This window comes from Streptomyces sp. NPDC037290 (assembly GCF_055603245.1).
Window position 1 is genome coordinate 926,620 of the sequence record NZ_JBVJVZ010000001.1, and the last position, 16,865, is coordinate 943,484.

Here is a 16,865-nt window from a genome sequence, read left to right on the forward strand (position 1 = left end):
CGGATCATGACTCGCAACATCGTGATCAGTGGTGGCGGTACGGGCATCGGACTGGCGGCGGCACGGGCGTTCGCGGCGGACGGCGACCGGGTGCTGTTGCTCGGGCGGCGCGCGGAGGTGCTGGAGAAGGCGGGCGTGCCCGGGGCGCTCACCGTCGCCGCGGACCTGTCGGAGCCCGAGGAGGTGCGCGGGGTGGCCCGGTTCGTCGCCCGCGAACTGGGCACGGTCGACGTCCTCGTGAACAGCGCCGGCGGTGCCGGGCACCTGGAGCCCCCGGCCGGCAGTGACGACCCCCTCGACCGCGTGGCCCACGACTGGACCGTCAACTTCCGGCAGAACACCCTGACCGCCGCGCTCCTGACCGAGGCGCTCAAGGACCGGCTCGCCTCACCCGGCGGCCGGGTGCTCTTCGTCAGTTCCATCGCCGCCCACCGGGGTTCGGGCAGCGGCGCCTACGCGTCGGCCAAGGCCGGGCTGCATCCGTACGCGCACGACCTCGCCCGGCAGCTGGGACCGCACGGCATCACCGTGAACGTGGTCGCGCCGGGGTACATCGAGGACACCGAGTTCTTCGGGGACACCATGGACGAGGCCCGCAGGGCTCGGCTCATCGCCGACACGGTGACCGGGCGCGCCGGCATACCCGGTGACGTGGCCGCGACCCTGCACTGGCTGGCCTCGCCCGCCGCCGGGCACGTCACCTCACAGGTCATCCAGGTCAACGGCGGTGCCGAGCGAGGCCGTTGAGGTCCGGTGTCAGCCACGGCGGGCGCGCGGGAACTCGTGGTTCTTGTGGAGCGAGGTGCCGTCGGGGGACGGCAGCCGGCGCGGCGGGAGCACCGCGTCGGAGTGGCTGACGCGGGGAAGCGCGTAGGGGTGCTCGTCCACCAGCCACGTGATCATCTGCTCGCGGACCGTGACGCGTACCGTCCAGATGTCGTCGGCGTCCTTCGCGGTCACCAGGGCGCGCACCTGGATGGTGTTCGGTGTGGTGTCGGTCACCACCAGGCCGTAGGCACGGCCGTCCCAGGCCGGGCACTGGCGCAGGATGTCACGCAGCCGCTCGCGCATCGCCTCGACGGGCGCGCTGTGGTCGAGGTGCCAGTAGACGATGCCCGTCATCTGCGGGGTGCCCCGCGACCAGTTCTCGAAGGGTTTGGAGGTGAAGTACGACACCGGCATGGTGATCCGGCGCTCGTCCCAGGTCCGTACCGTCAGAAAGGTCAGCGTGATCTCCTCGACCGTGCCCCATTCGCCGTCCACGACGACCGTGTCCCCGATACGCACCATGTCACCGAAGGCGATCTGCAGCCCGGCGAACATGTTGGACAGGGTCGACTGGGCGGCGACACCCGCCACGATGCCGAGAATGCCCGCCGAGGCCAGCAGCGAGGCGCCGGCCGCGCGCATCGCCGGGAACGTCAGCAGCATGGCGGCGATCGCCACGACGATGACGATCGCGGACACCACCCGCATGATCAGCTCCACCTGCGTGCGCACCCTGCGCACGCGGGCCGGGTCCCGGTGCGCCCGGGCGTAGCGGCTGTAGCTGGTCTCGACGATCGCCGCCGCGATACGGATCACCAGCCAGGCGGCGGAGCCGATCAGCACCAGCGTCAGCGTCCGGCCGATGCCGGCCTGGTGTTGCTCCAGCAGTTTCGCCTGGTCGTAGGAGCCTCGGAGCAGGGCGGCGCACAGCACGAGCTGGTAGGGGACGCGAGCGCGGCGCAGCAGCCCCCACAGCGGGGTGCCGTGGTCACGTTCGTCGGCCTTGTGCAGCAACCGGTCGGTGGCCCAGCCGATGGCCAGGGTGAGCAGCACCGAGCCGCCGAGCACGATCACAGGTCGGAGCAGGTTCTCCATGCCTCCGCTTCTAACCGGCGCTCGGCGGGCATGAACATGTGAGTTCGGCGGGTTCCCGGGTACGGCGTGCTCCGGCAGCCTCGCACCGGCTGGCACCATGGCCTCATGAACATCATGCTTTTTCACTCGACGTACGGCCTCAGGCCGGCGGTGCGCGACGCCGCGGACCGGCTGCGCACGGCGGGCCACGAGGTGTGGACGCCGGACCTCTTCGAGGGGCGCACGTTCGACACCGTCGAGGAGGGCATGGAGTTCAAGGAGCGGATCGGCAAGGAGGAGCTGCTGAAGCGGGCCGTGCTGGCGGCGGCGCCGTACTCGGACCGCGGGCTGGTGTACGCCGGGTTCTCGCTCGGCGCCTCCGTCGCGCAGACCCTCGCCCTCGGCGACGACAAGGCGCGCGGGCTGCTGCTCCTGCACGGCACCTCGGACATCGCGCCGACCGCGCATGTGGACGGGCTGCCGGTGCAGCTGCATGTGGCCGAGCCGGACCCGTTCGAGACGGACGACTGGCTGACCGCCTGGTATCTGCAGATGGGCCGCACCGGCGCCGACGTGGAGGTCTACCGGTACGCGGGCGCCGGGCACCTCTACACCGACCCCGGCCTGCCGGACTATGACCGGGAGGCCGCCGAGGCCACCTGGCGGGTGGCGCTCGGCTTCCTCGACGGCCTGAGCGCGCAGTAGCCGCCGGCTACACCGGGTCGTAGGTCCGCTCGACCTTCTGGGTGCCGCTGCGGGTGCGGTAGGAGCGGACCCACTTGGAGGTGGCGTTCGCGTCGGTGCGGTCGGACAGGACGTAGTAGTCCATCTGCGCGCGGTCGGCGGTGATGTCCAGCACGCCGTAGCCGTGCCGGTCGGTGTCCACCCAGTGGACGTGCCGGTTGGCGGCCTCGATCAGCGGCGCGGCGACGGCGGAGACCGTGCCTTCGGGGACCTTGACGATGTCGTCGAGGTTGTCGGAGGTAACCGACGTGATCACGAACTCGGTGGCCGCCGACGGCGACAGCGGATAGGTGCCCGCGTCCACCGGCACGTCGTTGGCCCAGGACATGTGGATGTCACCGGTCAGGAAGACGGTGTTGCCGATGGCGTTCGAGCGCAGGTGGTCGAGGACTTCGCGGCGGTCGTGGGTGTAGCCGTCCCACTGGTCGGTGTTGACGCCGATGCCGTCCTGGGGCAGGCCGAGCAGCTTGGCGAGCGGCTTGAGCAGGTCGGCGGTGAGGGAGCCGATGACGAACGGCGCGATCATCACGGAGTTGCCGACCAGCCGCCACTTGGTGTCGGAGGCCTTCAACCCCGCCTTCAGCCAGTCCAGTTGGACCCGGCCGGTGATCGTACGGTTCGGGTCGTCCACCGAGCCGCTGCCGGCGGACGCCTGCTGGGAGCGGAAGGAGCGCAGGTCCAGCAGGGACAGGTCGGCGAGCTTGCCGAAGCGCAGCCGGCGGTAGGTGGTGCCCTCGATCGCCGGGCGGACCGGCATCCACTCGAAGTAGGCCTGCTTGGCGGCCGCCTTGCGGGCGGTCCAGGTGCCCTCGGCACCCTCGGTGTGGTTGACCGCACCGCCGGACCAGGCGTTGTCGGCGAACTCGTGGTCGTCCCAGATCGCCACGACCGGCGCCTTCAGGTGCAGGGCCTGCAGGTCGGGGTCGGTCTTGTACGCGGCGTGCCGGATGCGGTAGTCGGCGAGGGTGATGATCTCGTTCGCGGGTGCGTGCGGGCGCACGACCGTGCCCCGGGCCGCGTACTCGCCGGACTTGTACTCGTAGATGTAGTCACCGAGGTGCAACCACGCGTCCAGGTCGTTGCGGGCCGCGAGATGACGGTAGGCGGCGAAGTACCCGGCCTCCCAGTTGGCGCAGGTCACCACGCCGAAGCGCAGACCGGACACGTTCGCGTCGGCCGCGGGCGCGGTGCGGGTGCGGGCCACCGGGGAGTCGGTGCCGCCGGACGAGAACCGGAACCAGTAGTCGGTGGCCGGCTCCAGTCCGCGGACGTCGGCCTTCACGGTGTGGTCGCAGACGGCGGTCGCGGTGACGGACCCCTTGGCGACGATGCTGGTGAACGCCTTGTCCTTGGCGACGACCCAGTCCACCTCGGTGTCCGGGCCGACGCCCGAGCCGGGTATCGCGTCCGGGGTCGGGGTCACCCGCGTCCACAGCAGGACGCCGTCGGGGAGCGGGTCGCCGGAGGCGACACCGTGCAGGAAGGCCGGGGCCTGGCCGGCGGCGCGCGCCGGGAGGGCGGCGGCCAGCGGGCCCGCCAGCACAGCGGTCGCCGCCGCGGCCTTGACGACCGTACGGCGGCGGGGCGAGAGGGAGTTGAGGCCCTTGGATGCCTCGGATGCTCTGTATCGACTGGTCACGACCGATCAGGTTACTGATCGGTATGAGCAAGAGCGGGCGAACTCCCAAAGTTCGCCCGCTCTTCACGCGAAGGCCGGTTTCCGACGAGCCGTCAGCCCTTGAGGGCCGCGTCGAGGGCCTTGTTGAAGTCGGCCGGGTTCGACGGCGCGTTCTGGCCGTCGGGGCCTGTCAGCGTCTTGCCGTTCATCTTCAGGGTGGGGGTGCCGTGGATGCCGTCCTTGTCGAAGATCTTCGACTCCTCCAGCGCCCACCTGTCGTAGGTGCCGTCCTTCACGGCCTTCTGGAACGCCGCGTTGCCCTTCAGGGCGGGGACCGTGTCGGCGATCTGGATCAGATAGGAGTCGTCCTTGAACTTGTCGTCGGTCTCCGCGGGGTGCCACTTCGCCGAGTACATCGCGGACTTGTACTCGAGGAACGCCTCCGGGCTGACGTTGAGCGCGGCCCCCAGGGCGCTGAGCGCGTTCTTGGAGCCCACCCCGGGCAGGTTCCTGTCGAGGAAGGTCGCACCGACGTACCGGAGCTTGAACGTGCCGTCGTCGAGGTCCTTCTTCACCGTCGAGCCGACGTTCTGCTCGAACGCCGCGCAGACCGGGCAGCGCGGGTCCTCGTAGATGGTGAGGGTCTTCTTGGCGGTGCTCTTGCCGAGGACGACGGTGGTGCCGTCCGCTCCGCTGGTGTTGGCCGGCTTGACCAGCTTCTTGGTCTTCGCCGCGTCCCACCCGGTGGGCTTGCTCATCTGGACGACGGCATAGCTGATGCCGAAGACCGCGCCCAGCACGGCCACCACCGAGGCGGCCACGATGGCCTGCCGCTTGGCCTTGTCGCGCTTGGCCTGCCGCTCGCGCTCCTGGCGCAGCCGCTCCCGGGCCGCCGTCTTCGCCGTCTGGGTGTTCCGCTTGCTCATGTTGATGCTCTCCATGTGGGACGCGCACACGTCGTACGCGGGATACGTGTGGGGGACTGGATGTGCTCAGGCGTCGCCGCTCAGCGGGCGGCGGCAGCGGGCGAGCACGGCGGTCCACGCCGTCCCAGGGAGTGCACGAGAAGCCGGTCGCGGGCGGTGGCCCGGCGCGGGGCCGGACGCGGCAGCCGGCGCACCGGGATCAGCCGGACGCTGACCGCGGCCACCGCGAGCAACAGGGGCCGGAAGGTGGTGGCGGCGACCGCCCGCACCAGCTGGACCAGCGCCCGCTCGCCCCGGCGCAGCCAGGCGGCGGCGAGCAGGCCCACACCGATGTGGGCGGCCAGCAGCAGCCAGGCGGCCGCCGGACTGGCGTGTGCCAGCAGCGCCTCGGGGTGGCCCTGGGCCTCGGTCACCTGCGCCAGCGGGGTGCCGACGGCACCGCCCTCGCACAGCACCTTGAAGCCGAAGGCGTGCAGCGGGCCGGCGACCGGGCCGCCCGCCCGGCCGTAGCAGGCGTGCTGGCCGGTGGTGAACACCGTGTCGGCGGCCAGTTCCAGCGGGACCAGCAGGGCCGCGATCCGGCCGAAGCCGCGCTCGCGGCCCGCCAGCGCGTACGCGGTGACGAACACGCCGGCACAGACCGCCAGCACGGTCGCCGCCGGCAGCGGGGCCCGCGACAGCAGCACGTGCGACGCGGTGCTGAGCGTCACGGCCACGGCCGTGAACAGCGCCGCGCGCACGGCTCTGAGCTGGGTCCCGGATATGTCCATAGCGAGAGGAGAGTCTGTCACGTAGGCGGTTAAGAGACCCCTAAAGGGTGCCTGTGGGGGCGCGAAGGTTACAGCCCCGGAATGCGGCCGTTGCGGAACAGGTCGACGAAGATCTGGTGGTCGGCACGCGCGCGTGCGCCGTAGCTGTGCGCGAACTCCACCAGGAGGGGCGCGAAGCCCTCCTCGTCGGCCGCGAGCGCCGCGTCGATGGCGCGCTCGGTGGAGAACGGCACCAGGGACTCGCCGGACTGGTCGTCCGCCGCCGCGTGCATGGTGGCGGTGGCCCGGCCCAGGTCGGCGACCACGGCCGCGATCTCCTCCGGGTCGTCGATGTCGCCCCAGTCCAGGTCGACGGCGTACGGCGAGACCTCGGCGACCAGCTGGCCGGCGCCGTCCAGCTCGGTCCAGCCCAGCCAGGGGTCGGCGTGGGCCTGCAGGGCGCGCTGGGAGATCACCGTCCGGTGGCCCTCGTGCTGGAAGTAGCCGGCGATGGCCGGATCCGTGATGTGCCGGGAGACGGCCGGGGTCTGGGCCTGCTTGATGTAGATGACGACGTCGTTCTCCAGGGCGTCGCTGTGCCCCTCCAGGAGGATGTTGTACGACGGCAGGCCGGCCGAGCCGATGCCGATGCCCCGGCGGCCGACGACGTCCTTCACCCGGTAGGAGTCCGGGCGGGCCAGGGAGGAGTCCGGCAGGGTCTCCAGGTAGCCGTCGAAGGCGGCGAGGACCTTGTAGCGGGTGGCGGCGTCCAGCTCGATGGAGCCGCCACCCGGAGCGAACCGGCGCTCGAAGTCGCGGATCTCGGTCATCGAGTCCAGCAGCTCGAAGCGGGTGAGGGAGCGGGCGGCACGCAGCGCGCCCAGCAGCGGGCCCTCCGCGGTGTCCAGGGTGAACGGCGGCACCTCGTCGCTCTTGGCGCCCGTGGCGAGGGCGTGGACACGCTCGCGGTAGGCCGCCGCGAAGACCGTCACCAGCTCGGTGATCTGCTCGTCACTGAGCGCCTTCGCGTACCCGATGAGAGCGATGGACGCCGAGAAGCGCTTCAGGTCCCAGGTGAACGGGCCGACGTACGCCTCGTCGAAGTCGTTGACGTTGAAGACCAGGCGGCCGTTGGAGTCCATGTACGTGCCGAAGTTCTCCGCGTGCAGGTCGCCGTGGATCCACACGCGCGAGGTGCGGTCGTCCAGGAACGGACCACCGCGCTTCTCGGCGTCCAGGTCGTGGTAGAAGAGGCACGCCGTGCCCCGGTAGAACGCGAAGGCCGAGGCCGCCATCTTCCGGAACTTCACCCGGAACGCGGCCGGGTCGGCGGCCAGGAGCCGGCCGAACGCGGTGTCGAAGACGGCGAGGATCTCCTCGCCGCGCTGCTCGTCGCTGAGCTGGGGGACCGACATCGCTGGGTGCCTCCTGGTGCGGTGCATGAATGTGCATGAACGGGTACGACAGCGCTTCCGCCGTCTCCAACGGGCGACGCCACGCGGGAGTGCCCGGTTCCCGCATGAAGGTACGCGGGGAAGCCCGCCGTGTGTCAGTGCCGGGGCATAGACTTCGACGCTGACCCCAGAACCGTCCGCCCGCCCGCTACCGAGTGTTTCCGCCGGAGGCCATACCGTGTCAAAGCCGCCCTTCACGCACCTGCACGTCCACACCCAGTACTCGCTGCTGGACGGTGCCGCGCGGCTCAAGGACATGTTCAACGCCTGCAACGAGATGGGCATGACGCACATCGCCATGTCCGACCACGGCAACCTCCACGGGGCGTACGACTTCTTCCACTCCGCGAAGAAGGCCGGAATCACCCCGATCATCGGGATCGAGGCCTATGTCGCCCCCGAGTCCCGGCGCAACAAGCGCAAGATCCAGTGGGGCCAGCCGCACCAGAAGCGGGACGACGTCTCCGGCTCCGGTGGCTACACCCACAAGACGATGTGGGCGGTGAACAGGACCGGTCTGCACAACCTCTTCCGCCTCTCCTCCGACGCCTACGCCGAGGGCTGGCTGCAGAAGTGGCCGCGGATGGACAAGGAGACCATCGCGCAGTGGTCCGAGGGCATCGTCGCCTCCACCGGCTGCCCCTCGGGCGAGGTGCAGACCCGGCTGCGCCTCGGCCACTTCGACGAGGCCCTGAAGGCCGCCGCCGACTACCAGGACATCTTCGGCAAGGACAAGTACTTCCTGGAGCTGATGGACCACGGCATCGAGATCGAGCGCCGGGTCCGCGACGGCCTGCTGGAGATCGGCAAGAAGCTCGGCATCCCCCCGCTGGTCACCAACGACTCGCACTACACGTACGCGCACGAGGCGGGCGCCCACGACGCGCTGCTGTGCATCCAGACCGGCAAGAACCTCTCCGACCCGGACCGCTTCAAGTTCGACGGCACCGGCTACTACCTGAAGTCCACCGACGAGATGTACGCCATCGACTCCTCGGACGCCTGGCAGGAGGGCTGCGCCAACACGCTCCTCGTCGCCGAGATGGTCGACACCACCGGCATGTTCGAGAAGCGCGACCTCATGCCGAAGTTCGACATCCCCGAGGGCTACACCGAGGTCACCTGGTTCAAGGAGGAGGTGCGCCGCGGCATGGAGCGCCGCTTCCCCGGCGGCATCCCCGAGGACCGCCAGAAGCAGGCCGACTACGAGATGGACGTCATCATCTCGATGGGCTTCCCGGGCTACTTCCTCGTGGTCGCCGACTTCATCATGTGGGCCAAGAACAACGGCATCGCGGTCGGCCCCGGCCGAGGCTCCGCGGCCGGCTCGATCGTCGCCTACGCCATGGGCATCACCGACCTCGACCCGATCCCGCACGGCCTGATCTTCGAGCGGTTCCTCAACCCCGAGCGCATCTCGATGCCCGATGTCGACATCGACTTCGACGAGCGCCGGCGCGTCGAGGTGATCCGCTATGTGACCGAGAAGTACGGCGCCGACAAGGTCGCCATGATCGGCACCTACGGCACCATCAAGGCCAAGAACGCGATCAAGGACTCCGCGCGCGTGCTGGGCTACCCGTACGCGATGGGCGACCGCATCACCAAGGCCATGCCCGCCGACGTCCTCGGCAAGGGCATCCCGCTGTCCGGCATCACCGACCCCAGCCACCCCCGCTACAGCGAGGCCGGCGAGGTCCGCGGGATGTACGAGAACGAGCCGGACGTGAAGAAGGTCATCGACACCGCGCGCGGTGTGGAGGGCCTGGTGCGGCAGATGGGTGTGCACGCCGCCGGCGTGATCATGTCCAGCGAGACCATCACCGAGCACGTCCCCGTGTGGGTGAGGCACACCGACGGCGTGACCATCACCCAGTGGGACTACCCGAGCTGTGAATCGCTCGGCCTGCTGAAGATGGACTTCCTGGGCCTGCGCAACCTCACGATCATGGACGACGCCGTCAAGATGGTGAAGGCCAACAAGGGCGTCGACATCGACCTCCTGGCCCTCCCGCTCGACGACCCCACGACCTTCGAGCTGCTCCAGCGCGGCGACACCCTCGGCGTCTTCCAGTTCGACGGCGGCCCCATGCGCTCGCTGCTGCGGCTGATGAAGCCCGACAACTTCGAAGACATCTCCGCCGTGTCGGCCCTGTACCGCCCGGGCCCGATGGGCATGAACTCCCATACGAACTACGCGCTGCGAAAGAACAAGCAGCAGGAGATCACGCCGATCCACAAGGAGCTGGAAGAGCCCCTCGAAGAGGTCCTGGCCGTCACCTACGGCCTGATCGTCTACCAGGAGCAGGTGCAGAAGGCAGCCCAGATCATCGCCGGCTACTCGCTCGGCGAGGCCGACATCCTCCGCCGCGTCATGGGCAAGAAGAAGCCCGACGAGCTGGCGAAGAACTTCACCATCTTCCAGGCCGGCGCCCGCAAGAACGGCTACAGCGACGAGGCCATCCAGGCGCTCTGGGACGTGCTGGTCCCCTTCGCCGGCTACGCCTTCAACAAGGCCCACTCGGCCGCGTACGGCCTGGTCTCGTACTGGACCGCCTATCTGAAGGCGAACTACCCGGCCGAGTACATGGCCGCGCTGCTGACCTCGGTCAAGGACGACAAGGACAAGTCGGCGGTCTACCTCAACGAGTGCCGCCGCATGGGCATCCGGGTGCTCCCGCCGAACGTCAACGAGTCCGAGGCCAACTTCGCCGCCCAGGGCGACGACGTGATCCTCTTCGGCCTCTCCGCCGTCCGCAACGTCGGCACCAACGTCGTCGAGTCGATCATCAAGTGCCGCAAGGCCAAGGGGAAGTACGCCTCCTTCCCGGACTACCTCGACAAGGTCGAAGCGGTGGTCTGCAACAAGCGCACCACGGAATCGCTGATCAAGGCCGGCGCCTTCGACGAGATGGGCCACACCCGCAAGGGCCTCATGGCGCAGTACGAGCCGATGATCGACAACGTGGTCGCGGTCAAGCGCAAGGAGGCCGAGGGCCAGTTCGACCTCTTCGGCGGCATGGGCGAGGACACGGGCAGTGAACCCGGCTTCGGCCTCGACGTGGAGTTCTCCCCCGACGAGTGGGACAAGACCTATCTGCTCGCCCAGGAGCGGGAGATGCTCGGTCTGTACGTCTCCGACCACCCGCTCTTCGGCCTGGAACACGTCCTCGCCGACAAGGCGGACGCGGGCATCGCCCAGCTCACCGGGGGCGAGCACGCGGACGGCGCGGTCGTCACCATCGGCGGCATCATCTCGGGCCTGCAGCGGAAGATGACCAAGCAGGGCAACGCCTGGGCCATCGCCACCGTCGAGGACCTCGCCGGCTCCATCGAGTGCATGTTCTTCCCGGCGACCTACCAGCTGGTGTCGACCCAACTCGTCGAGGACGCGGTCGTGTTCGTCAAGGGCCGCCTCGACAAGCGCGAGGACGTGCCCCGGCTCGTCGCCATGGAGCTGATGGTCCCCGACCTGTCCAACGCGGGTACCAACGCGCCGGTGATCCTCACCATCCCGGCCACCCGGGTCACTCCGCCGATGGTCAGCCGCCTCGGCGAGATCCTCAGCCATCACAAGGGCGACAGCGAGGTCCGCATCAAGCTCCAGGGACCGCGCAAGACCACCGTGCTGCGCCTGGACCGGCACCGGGTCAAGCCCGACCCGGCACTGTTCGGCGACCTGAAGGTGCTGCTCGGCCCGTCCTGCCTGGCGGGCTGAGCTGATGACGTGCGAAGGGGCGCACCCCCGTCGGGTGCGCCCCTTCGCTGTGCCTGGGCTTCAACTGCCCTTTAGTTGTGGCCGAAGCTCTTCTGCTTCTTGCGGGCAACCTCCGCGGGGCTGCCCTGGATGTGCGTCACCGGAGACTCGTGGCTCTCCTGCGACCGCTGTGCGTGCTCGTGAGCCTGCTCGGTCTGCGGGGCGCGGTTCTGCGGGCCACCCTGCTTGCGGTTCTTGTTCTTGGCCATGGTGATCTGCCTCCTGTGGGGGATCTAGGGGCCAGGGCCGGGATCAGATTCACATATGCCGACATCAGGCGCATGTCGGATAATTACCGTGTGTGACAGGGGTGGTGGATGGGCGGGATCCGCAAACGCCACGCCGAAGATCGAGTTCGGGCCGTTAACCTCCGCGCCGTCGGGCAGACTCGAAGGAAGTCCGAAGCAAAACCTCCCGGGAAGAGGGTGAGTCGCGTGGACCGCTGCATCGTCCTGGTGGACGCCGGGTACCTGCTGGGAGCCGCCGCCAGCCTCCTCGCCGGTGAGCCCTCGCGGTCCCGGATCACCGTCGACCACACCGCGCTGATCCAGGCACTGCGTGAACGCGCCGAGTCGGAGACCGAGCGGCCGCTGCTGCGCATCTACTGGTTCGACGGCGCCCCCGACCGTGTCCCCCAACCGGAGCATCGCCGACTGCGCGTGATGCCCCGGGTCACCGTCCGGCTCGGCGCCCTCACCCGCAGCGACGGGCGCTGGGCGCAGAAGGGCGTGGACGCCGCCATGCACGCCGAGCTGACCGAGCTGGCCCGTAACCGCGCCTGCTCCGACGTCGTCCTCGTCACCGGCGACGGCGATCTGCTGCCCGGCATGATGGCAGCCAAGGAACACGGCGTCGCCGTCCACCTGTGGGCCGTCCAGGCAGCCGACGGCGACTACAACCAGTCAGAGGACCTGGTCGCCGAGGCCGACGAGCGGCGTGTGCTGGACCGCGCCTGGATCACCCAGGCCGTCCGCGCCAAGGAGCTGACCGGCGTCTGCGCCTCGCCGCCCGCGCCCCGGCCCGAGATCGCCGCGATCCTCTCCGCACCCCTGCCCGAGTCCGCGCTCGCCGCGGCGGCCGAGCGGCCGGCCGAGCAGGACGCGCCCTCGTCGGCCGTCGGCGTGACGGCCAACGGCACCCAGGAGCGGGCCGCCGCCTCCAAGGGCGTACCGACGCCGAAGGACCTGGCCGCGCTGCGTGCCCCCGGCGCCCAGCCGGTCCAGCACCCCGCGTCCGCGACCCTGCGCTGGTCCTCGGACAAGGGCTGGGTGGACCGGCCGGGCGTGGTCGCCGAGCCACCCGACGTCGCCTCCATGCCGACACTCGCCCAGCTCACCACGGCCGAGCAGCGCTGGGCCGACCGTGAGGAGGACATCACCACCGTCGGCGGCGACCCGTACGAGGTGGGACAGGTCTTCGCCCGCCGCTGGATGTCCCGGCTCGGTGACCAGACACATCTGCAGAAGCTGTCGCAGATGTATCCGCGCGTCCCGCACCGCATCGACGGGGAGCTGCTGCGCTACGCCGCGCGGTTCGGGCTGCTCGCCCACAAGGACGACCAGATCGACGAGCACGACCGCTACGCCATTCGGGCGGGGTTCTGGCGGGAGATCGACGTTCCGGCCGCCGCCGAACACGCGGGCACCGGGGACTGAGGCCGTTTCTTACCGGTCACGGACAGAAGAGGCCCCAAAGACGAGTAAAGGCCCCCGACCCCGTACTCTCGTCCCTTGTGAGTACGCGCGCGGCACAGGCACTTCGGCATGACGAGGTCGTACGCGTGCGCGGGCTCGGGAAGACCTATCCGGCCGTGAAGGGACGGCGCGGAGCGCCGGGGACCCCCGAGGTGCGGGCCACCGACGGGGTCGAGCTGGACGTGCGGCGCGGCGAGGTGTTCGGGCTGCTCGGGCCGAACGGCGCCGGCAAGTCCACGCTCGTACGGCAGCTCACCGGACTGCTCCGGCCCGACACCGGCAGCGTCGAGATCCTCGGGCACGACATCGTCCGGCACCCCGAACGGGCCGCACGCATCCTCGCCTACCTGGGCCAGGAGTCCTCCGCGCTGGACGAGCTGACCGTCTCCCTCGCCGCCGAGACCACCGGCCGCCTGCGCGGCCTGGACGTACGGCGGGCACGGGCCGAGCGGGATGCCGTACTGGAGGAACTGGGGCTCACGCCGATCGCCGGGCGGGCGCTGAGGAAACTGTCCGGCGGGCAGCGCAGGCTCGCCTGCTTCGCCGCCGCCCTCGTCGGGGAGCGGCCGCTGCTCGTGCTGGACGAGCCCACCACCGGCATGGACCCGGTGGCCCGGCGCGCGGTCTGGGCGGCCGTGGACCGGCGGCGGGCCGAGCGGGGTACGAGCGTGCTGCTGGTCACCCACAACGTCATCGAGGCCGAGACCGTGCTGGACCGGGTCGCCGTGCTCGACCAGGGCCGGGTCATCGCCTGCGACACCCCGGCCGGGCTGAAGGAACAGGTCGCCGGAGAGGTGCGGGTCGAGCTGGTGTGGCGGGAGCGGGCGCCGCTGGAGGTGCCCGAGGTGGCCGTGCTGCGTGAGCGCGCGGTGGAGTCCGGACGGCGCTGGACGCTGCGGCTCGCGCCCGAGGAGGCCCGTGCCGCCGTCGCGACCGTCACCGGCGGGGCCGCCTTCGCCGCCCTGGACGACTTCACGCTCGCCACGCCCAGCCTCGAGGACGTCTACCTGGCGTTGGGCGGCGCGGCGCGGCAGGGGCTGGTGAAGGCATGAGCGCGGCGGCCGTGCCATGCGTATGGGTCTGCGCGACCACCGTGGGGGTCTGCGTGCCTGCCGTAGGGAAGAGGAGCAGCTCGTCGTGAGTGTCGTACCCGCCGAGATTCTGCCGGGCGGCGGCCGGGTCGTGCCGAGGACGGCGCCGGGCGCGGCCGAACTCGGACCGCCCGCGCGGCTGTGGCCGTCGCTGGCGGCCGTCTACCGGGCGCAGCTGTCCCGGGCCCGGGTGGCGCGGATCCCGCTGCTGTTCGTGGCCACCTTCCAGTCCGTCGGCATCGCCGTGATGATGCGGGGCGTCGTCGACAGCGGGAGCGAGGCCCAGTCCGTGGTGGCGGGGTCGTCGGTGCTGGTCGTCGCGTATGTGGCGCTGAACCTGCTGTCGCAGTACTTCGGGCAGTTGCGGGCGAGCGGGGGGCTCGATCACTACGCCACGCTGCCCGTGCCGCCGGCGGCTGTGGTGCTGGGCGCGGCGGCGGCCTACGCGTCGTTCACGGTGCCCGGGACCCTGGTGACGGCCGTCTTCGGGTGCGTGCTGTTCGGGCTGCCGCTGTCCAACCTGTGGATCCTGCTGGCCGTGATCCCGCTCGCCGGGGCCGCACTGTCCGGGCTCGGGGCCGCCTGCGGACTGCTCGCGCCCCGGCCCGAGCTGGCCACGCTGCTCGGACAGCTGGGCATGTCGGCGGCGCTGCTGCTCGGGGTGCTGCCGGCCGACCGGATGCCGGAGGTCGTACGGCTGGCGCGCGATCTGCTGCCGTCGACCTACGGCGTGGAGGCGTACGCACGGACCTTCGGGGCACACCCGGACTGGGCCGTCGTGCTTGTCGACCTGGGGGTGTGCGCGGGTGTCGGAGTCGTCTCGCTGGCCGTCGCGACCTGGGCGTACCGCAGGGCCGCCGTCCGGTGACGCGGCGCACAGCACCACCTGGCACGATGGCAGGGTGACCGCACCGTTGACTCCGCCACCGCACGACAACTCCCCGCACCAGGTCTGGCAGGCGCCGCCGCCTGCCGGGGCGCCGGGTGAGGGCAGGTACGAACAGGACGGCCCCGGGATGAAGACCGAAGTGCGGGACGCCGCCGTGATCACGGTGGCCGTGGCTTTGGGCGGGGTGCTGCTGGGGCTGCTGTGGTGGTGGCTGGCGCCGCATGTGCCGCTGGTCGGCGACCGGGTCGGGAACGGCTGGGTGGTCTACCTCAAGGACAGCGAGGGCGAGCAGGCGGTCGGGGTGGACGGCACGTTCACCCTGCTGGGGCTGGGCTTCGGGGTCGTGAGCGCGGCGGTCGTCTTTCTGCTGCGGCGGCGCGGGGGTGTGCCGGTCGTGGTCGCGCTGGGCGTCGGGGCGCTGCTCGGGTCGTTGCTGGCGTGGCGGCTGGGCGCGTGGCTGGGGCCCGAGTCCGACGTGCTCGCGCATGCGAAGGAGGTGGGGAAGGGGGTCACCTTCTCCGCGCCGTTGAAGCTGGGGGCGAAGGGGGCGTTGCTGGCCTGGCCGTTGGGGGCGATGCTGGTGCACCTCGGGCTCACGGCGTTGTTCGGGCCCCGGGACCCTGAGACGCCCTACCCGCAGCAGCCGTAGCGACGCACCCGCCTCGGCCGGCCGAAACGGCACCGGCCAGGCCGCGCCCCACGCCGCACACACCGGCCCCGCCGTCAAGCGCCCGGGCCCGTGAGTCTCACCCGCTCGGCCGGCCGTAGGCAGTCCCGCCCGCTCGGCCGGTCGCAGGCAGTCCCCCGCTCGGCCGGCCGTATCGGCACGCGGTGCGGCTAGCCTCGGCCGATGGGGGCGAGTACCGCGCTCGTCAGCGTCGCCAGGTCCCCCGGGGACAGTTCCACCTCGAGGCCCCGCCGTCCCGCCGACACGCAGATCGTCTCGTGCGCCGCCGCCGAGTCGTCCAGGACCGTCGGGAGCTTCCTGCGCTGGCCGAGCGGCGAGATGCCGCCCCGTACGTACCCCGTGGTCCGCTCCGCCAGGGTGGGGTCGGCCATCGTCGCCCGCTTGCCGCCGACCGCCGCCGCCAGGGCCTTCAGGTCGAGGGAGCCGGACACCGGGACGACCGCCACCGTGAGGGCTCCGTCGACGTCCGCCACCAGGGTCTTGAAGACGCGGTCGGGGGAGACGCCCATGGCCTCGGCAGCCTCCTCGCCGTAGGAGGGGTGGGAGGGGTCGTGGTCGTAGGCGTGGACCGTGAAGTCCGTGCCGGCCGATGTCAGGGCGACCGTCGCGGGGGTGCCCCCGGACTGCTGCTGTTTCTTCGACTTCTTCGCCATCCGTCTTCCGCCAGTCAGTTCAGGCTCGTCGGCGCCCGCGTCAGCTCGAACGCGGGCAGCGACGGCAGACTACGGATGATGGACGTCTCGGAGCGAAGAAGTTTCAGCTCGTCACGGAGGCGGGACGCGGTGTCGGGGGCTTGCAGCAGCCGCTGTTTCGTCGGGGTGTCGTGCACCATCGCCGCCGCCACCAGGTAGGACACCACCGACGGGTCGTCGGGCAGGTCCGCGCCCGTGGACAGCGAGCGCTCACGCGCGCCCGCCAGCCGCTTCTGGTACTGGCGGAAGGAGCGCAGCACCCCCTCGGCCAGCGCCCCCGCCTCGTCGCCCGGCTCCTCCGGCAGCTCCTCCAGCTCCGCCGTCAGGAACGGGCCCGACGCGTCGACGGAGAGGAGCCGCACCCGGGTGGTACCCGTCGCCAGCACTTCGTAGGTGCCGTCGGGCCGCTCCCTGATCGTCGCCGCGTCCGCCACACAGCCCACGCCGTGGAAGGCCTTGAGCGGGTCCGGGCCGAAGCCCGCGGCCGGCCCGCGTTCGGGCTGCGCCGTGGGGTCCGGCATGCCGGGGGAGCTCGGCGCCACCTCGTAGCCGTCGCGGATGGCCACGACGGCGAACCGGCGCGGCTCGTCGTCCGGTGTCTTGAGCAGCTCGCGCATCAACGCGCGATAGCGCTCCTCGAAGATGTTCAGCGGCAGCACGAGTCCCGGGAACAGCACGGTGTTCAGCGGGAAGAGCGGGAGACGGGCGGTGGTCACGGCGC

At 70.8% G+C, this 16,865-nt stretch carries 15 protein-coding genes; 7 read left to right on the top strand and 8 right to left on the bottom strand.

The window, feature by feature from the left end; genetic code table 11:
• Positions 1-6: 6 nt before the first annotated feature.
• Positions 7-747 (top strand): SDR family NAD(P)-dependent oxidoreductase, encoded by a 741-nt coding sequence (locus ACZ7HQ_RS04245; protein WP_470984385.1) that lies wholly within the window; start codon positions 7-9, stop codon positions 745-747.
• Between the two features lie 9 nt (positions 748-756).
• On the opposite strand, the gene ACZ7HQ_RS04250 is transcribed toward ACZ7HQ_RS04245, so the two are convergent.
• Positions 757-1,863 carry a mechanosensitive ion channel family protein gene (locus tag ACZ7HQ_RS04250; RefSeq protein ID WP_470984387.1) on the bottom strand — a complete coding sequence of 369 codons (1,107 nt, stop codon included), beginning with the start codon at positions 1,861-1,863 and terminating at the stop codon, positions 757-759.
• Positions 1,864-1,968: 105 nt separating this feature from the next.
• Here ACZ7HQ_RS04250 and ACZ7HQ_RS04255 point away from each other — a divergent pair, with 105 nt between their 5' ends.
• Complete coding sequence (locus tag ACZ7HQ_RS04255) at positions 1,969-2,547, top strand: dienelactone hydrolase family protein (protein ID WP_470984390.1); 579 nt, start codon at positions 1,969-1,971, stop codon at positions 2,545-2,547.
• 7 nt (positions 2,548-2,554) lie between these two features.
• On the opposite strand, the gene ACZ7HQ_RS04260 is transcribed toward ACZ7HQ_RS04255, so the two are convergent.
• The 4 genes from ACZ7HQ_RS04260 to ACZ7HQ_RS04275 all read right to left on the bottom strand — a co-directional run bounded on the left by ACZ7HQ_RS04260 (position 2,555) and on the right by ACZ7HQ_RS04275 (position 7,294).
• Complete coding sequence (locus ACZ7HQ_RS04260; RefSeq protein WP_470984393.1) at positions 2,555-4,225, bottom strand: alkaline phosphatase D family protein; 1,671 nt, start codon at positions 4,223-4,225, stop codon at positions 2,555-2,557.
• 92 nt (positions 4,226-4,317) lie between these two features.
• A complete protein-coding gene (locus ACZ7HQ_RS04265) occupies positions 4,318-5,130 on the bottom strand; it encodes a DsbA family protein (protein WP_470984395.1) in 813 nt (270 codons plus the stop codon).
• An 80-nt stretch (positions 5,131-5,210) separates the two neighbouring features.
• Positions 5,211-5,900: a hypothetical protein gene (locus tag ACZ7HQ_RS04270; RefSeq protein WP_470984397.1), complete on the bottom strand. Its 690-nt coding sequence runs from the start codon at positions 5,898-5,900 to the stop codon at positions 5,211-5,213.
• Positions 5,901-5,968: 68 nt separating this feature from the next.
• Positions 5,969-7,294: a DUF2252 domain-containing protein gene (locus tag ACZ7HQ_RS04275; RefSeq protein WP_470984400.1), complete on the bottom strand. Its 1,326-nt coding sequence runs from the start codon at positions 7,292-7,294 to the stop codon at positions 5,969-5,971.
• A gap of 217 nt (positions 7,295-7,511) precedes the next feature.
• Between ACZ7HQ_RS04275 and dnaE the strand changes: the two genes are divergently transcribed.
• Entirely contained in the window at positions 7,512-11,051 is a 3,540-nt protein-coding gene (dnaE, locus tag ACZ7HQ_RS04280) for a DNA polymerase III subunit alpha (RefSeq protein WP_470984402.1), read from the top strand.
• Between the two features lie 71 nt (positions 11,052-11,122).
• Here the strand turns inward: dnaE and ACZ7HQ_RS04285 are convergent, their stop codons facing one another.
• Positions 11,123-11,299, bottom strand: a complete 177-nt coding sequence (locus tag ACZ7HQ_RS04285; protein WP_470984404.1) for a hypothetical protein — start codon at positions 11,297-11,299, stop codon at positions 11,123-11,125.
• A 225-nt stretch (positions 11,300-11,524) separates the two neighbouring features.
• On the opposite strand from ACZ7HQ_RS04285, the gene ACZ7HQ_RS04290 reads away from it, so the two are divergent.
• From ACZ7HQ_RS04290 to ACZ7HQ_RS04305, 4 genes are all read left to right on the top strand, one after another.
• The gene (locus ACZ7HQ_RS04290) at positions 11,525-12,745 is read left to right on the top strand and encodes an NYN domain-containing protein (protein WP_470984406.1); all 1,221 of its coding nucleotides are present in this window, start codon (positions 11,525-11,527) and stop codon (positions 12,743-12,745) included.
• Positions 12,746-12,822: 77 nt separating this feature from the next.
• Complete coding sequence (locus ACZ7HQ_RS04295) at positions 12,823-13,836, top strand: ABC transporter ATP-binding protein (RefSeq protein ID WP_470984409.1); 1,014 nt, start codon at positions 12,823-12,825, stop codon at positions 13,834-13,836.
• Between the two features lie 85 nt (positions 13,837-13,921).
• Complete coding sequence (locus tag ACZ7HQ_RS04300) at positions 13,922-14,743, top strand: ABC transporter permease (protein ID WP_470984411.1); 822 nt, start codon at positions 13,922-13,924, stop codon at positions 14,741-14,743.
• A 34-nt stretch (positions 14,744-14,777) separates the two neighbouring features.
• Positions 14,778-15,413: an AAA family ATPase gene (locus ACZ7HQ_RS04305; protein ID WP_470984413.1), complete on the top strand. Its 636-nt coding sequence runs from the start codon at positions 14,778-14,780 to the stop codon at positions 15,411-15,413.
• Between the two features lie 188 nt (positions 15,414-15,601).
• On the opposite strand, the gene ybaK is transcribed toward ACZ7HQ_RS04305, so the two are convergent.
• Together ybaK and ACZ7HQ_RS04315 are read right to left on the bottom strand one after the other, a co-directional pair.
• Entirely contained in the window at positions 15,602-16,105 is a 504-nt protein-coding gene (gene ybaK, locus ACZ7HQ_RS04310) for a Cys-tRNA(Pro) deacylase (protein WP_470984416.1), read from the bottom strand.
• A 14-nt stretch (positions 16,106-16,119) separates the two neighbouring features.
• Positions 16,120-16,860 (bottom strand): LON peptidase substrate-binding domain-containing protein, encoded by a 741-nt coding sequence (locus tag ACZ7HQ_RS04315; protein WP_470984418.1) that lies wholly within the window; start codon positions 16,858-16,860, stop codon positions 16,120-16,122.
• Positions 16,861-16,865: the final 5 nt, after the last annotated feature.

Coding starts and splice junctions, on each gene's coding strand:
- ACZ7HQ_RS04265 (WP_470984395.1), bottom strand. CDS start 5,130: ATGAGCAAGCGGAACACCCAGACGGCGAAGACGGCGGCCCGGGAGCGG.
- ACZ7HQ_RS04275 (WP_470984400.1), bottom strand. CDS start 7,294: ATGTCGGTCCCCCAGCTCAGCGACGAGCAGCGCGGCGAGGAGATCCTC.
- ybaK (WP_470984416.1), bottom strand. CDS start 16,105: ATGGCGAAGAAGTCGAAGAAACAGCAGCAGTCCGGGGGCACCCCCGCG.
- ACZ7HQ_RS04245 (WP_470984385.1), top strand. CDS start 7: ATGACTCGCAACATCGTGATCAGTGGTGGCGGTACGGGCATCGGACTG.
- ACZ7HQ_RS04255 (WP_470984390.1), top strand. CDS start 1,969: ATGAACATCATGCTTTTTCACTCGACGTACGGCCTCAGGCCGGCGGTG.
- ACZ7HQ_RS04270 (WP_470984397.1), bottom strand. CDS start 5,900: ATGGACATATCCGGGACCCAGCTCAGAGCCGTGCGCGCGGCGCTGTTC.
- ACZ7HQ_RS04285 (WP_470984404.1), bottom strand. CDS start 11,299: ATGGCCAAGAACAAGAACCGCAAGCAGGGTGGCCCGCAGAACCGCGCC.
- ACZ7HQ_RS04250 (WP_470984387.1), bottom strand. CDS start 1,863: ATGGAGAACCTGCTCCGACCTGTGATCGTGCTCGGCGGCTCGGTGCTG.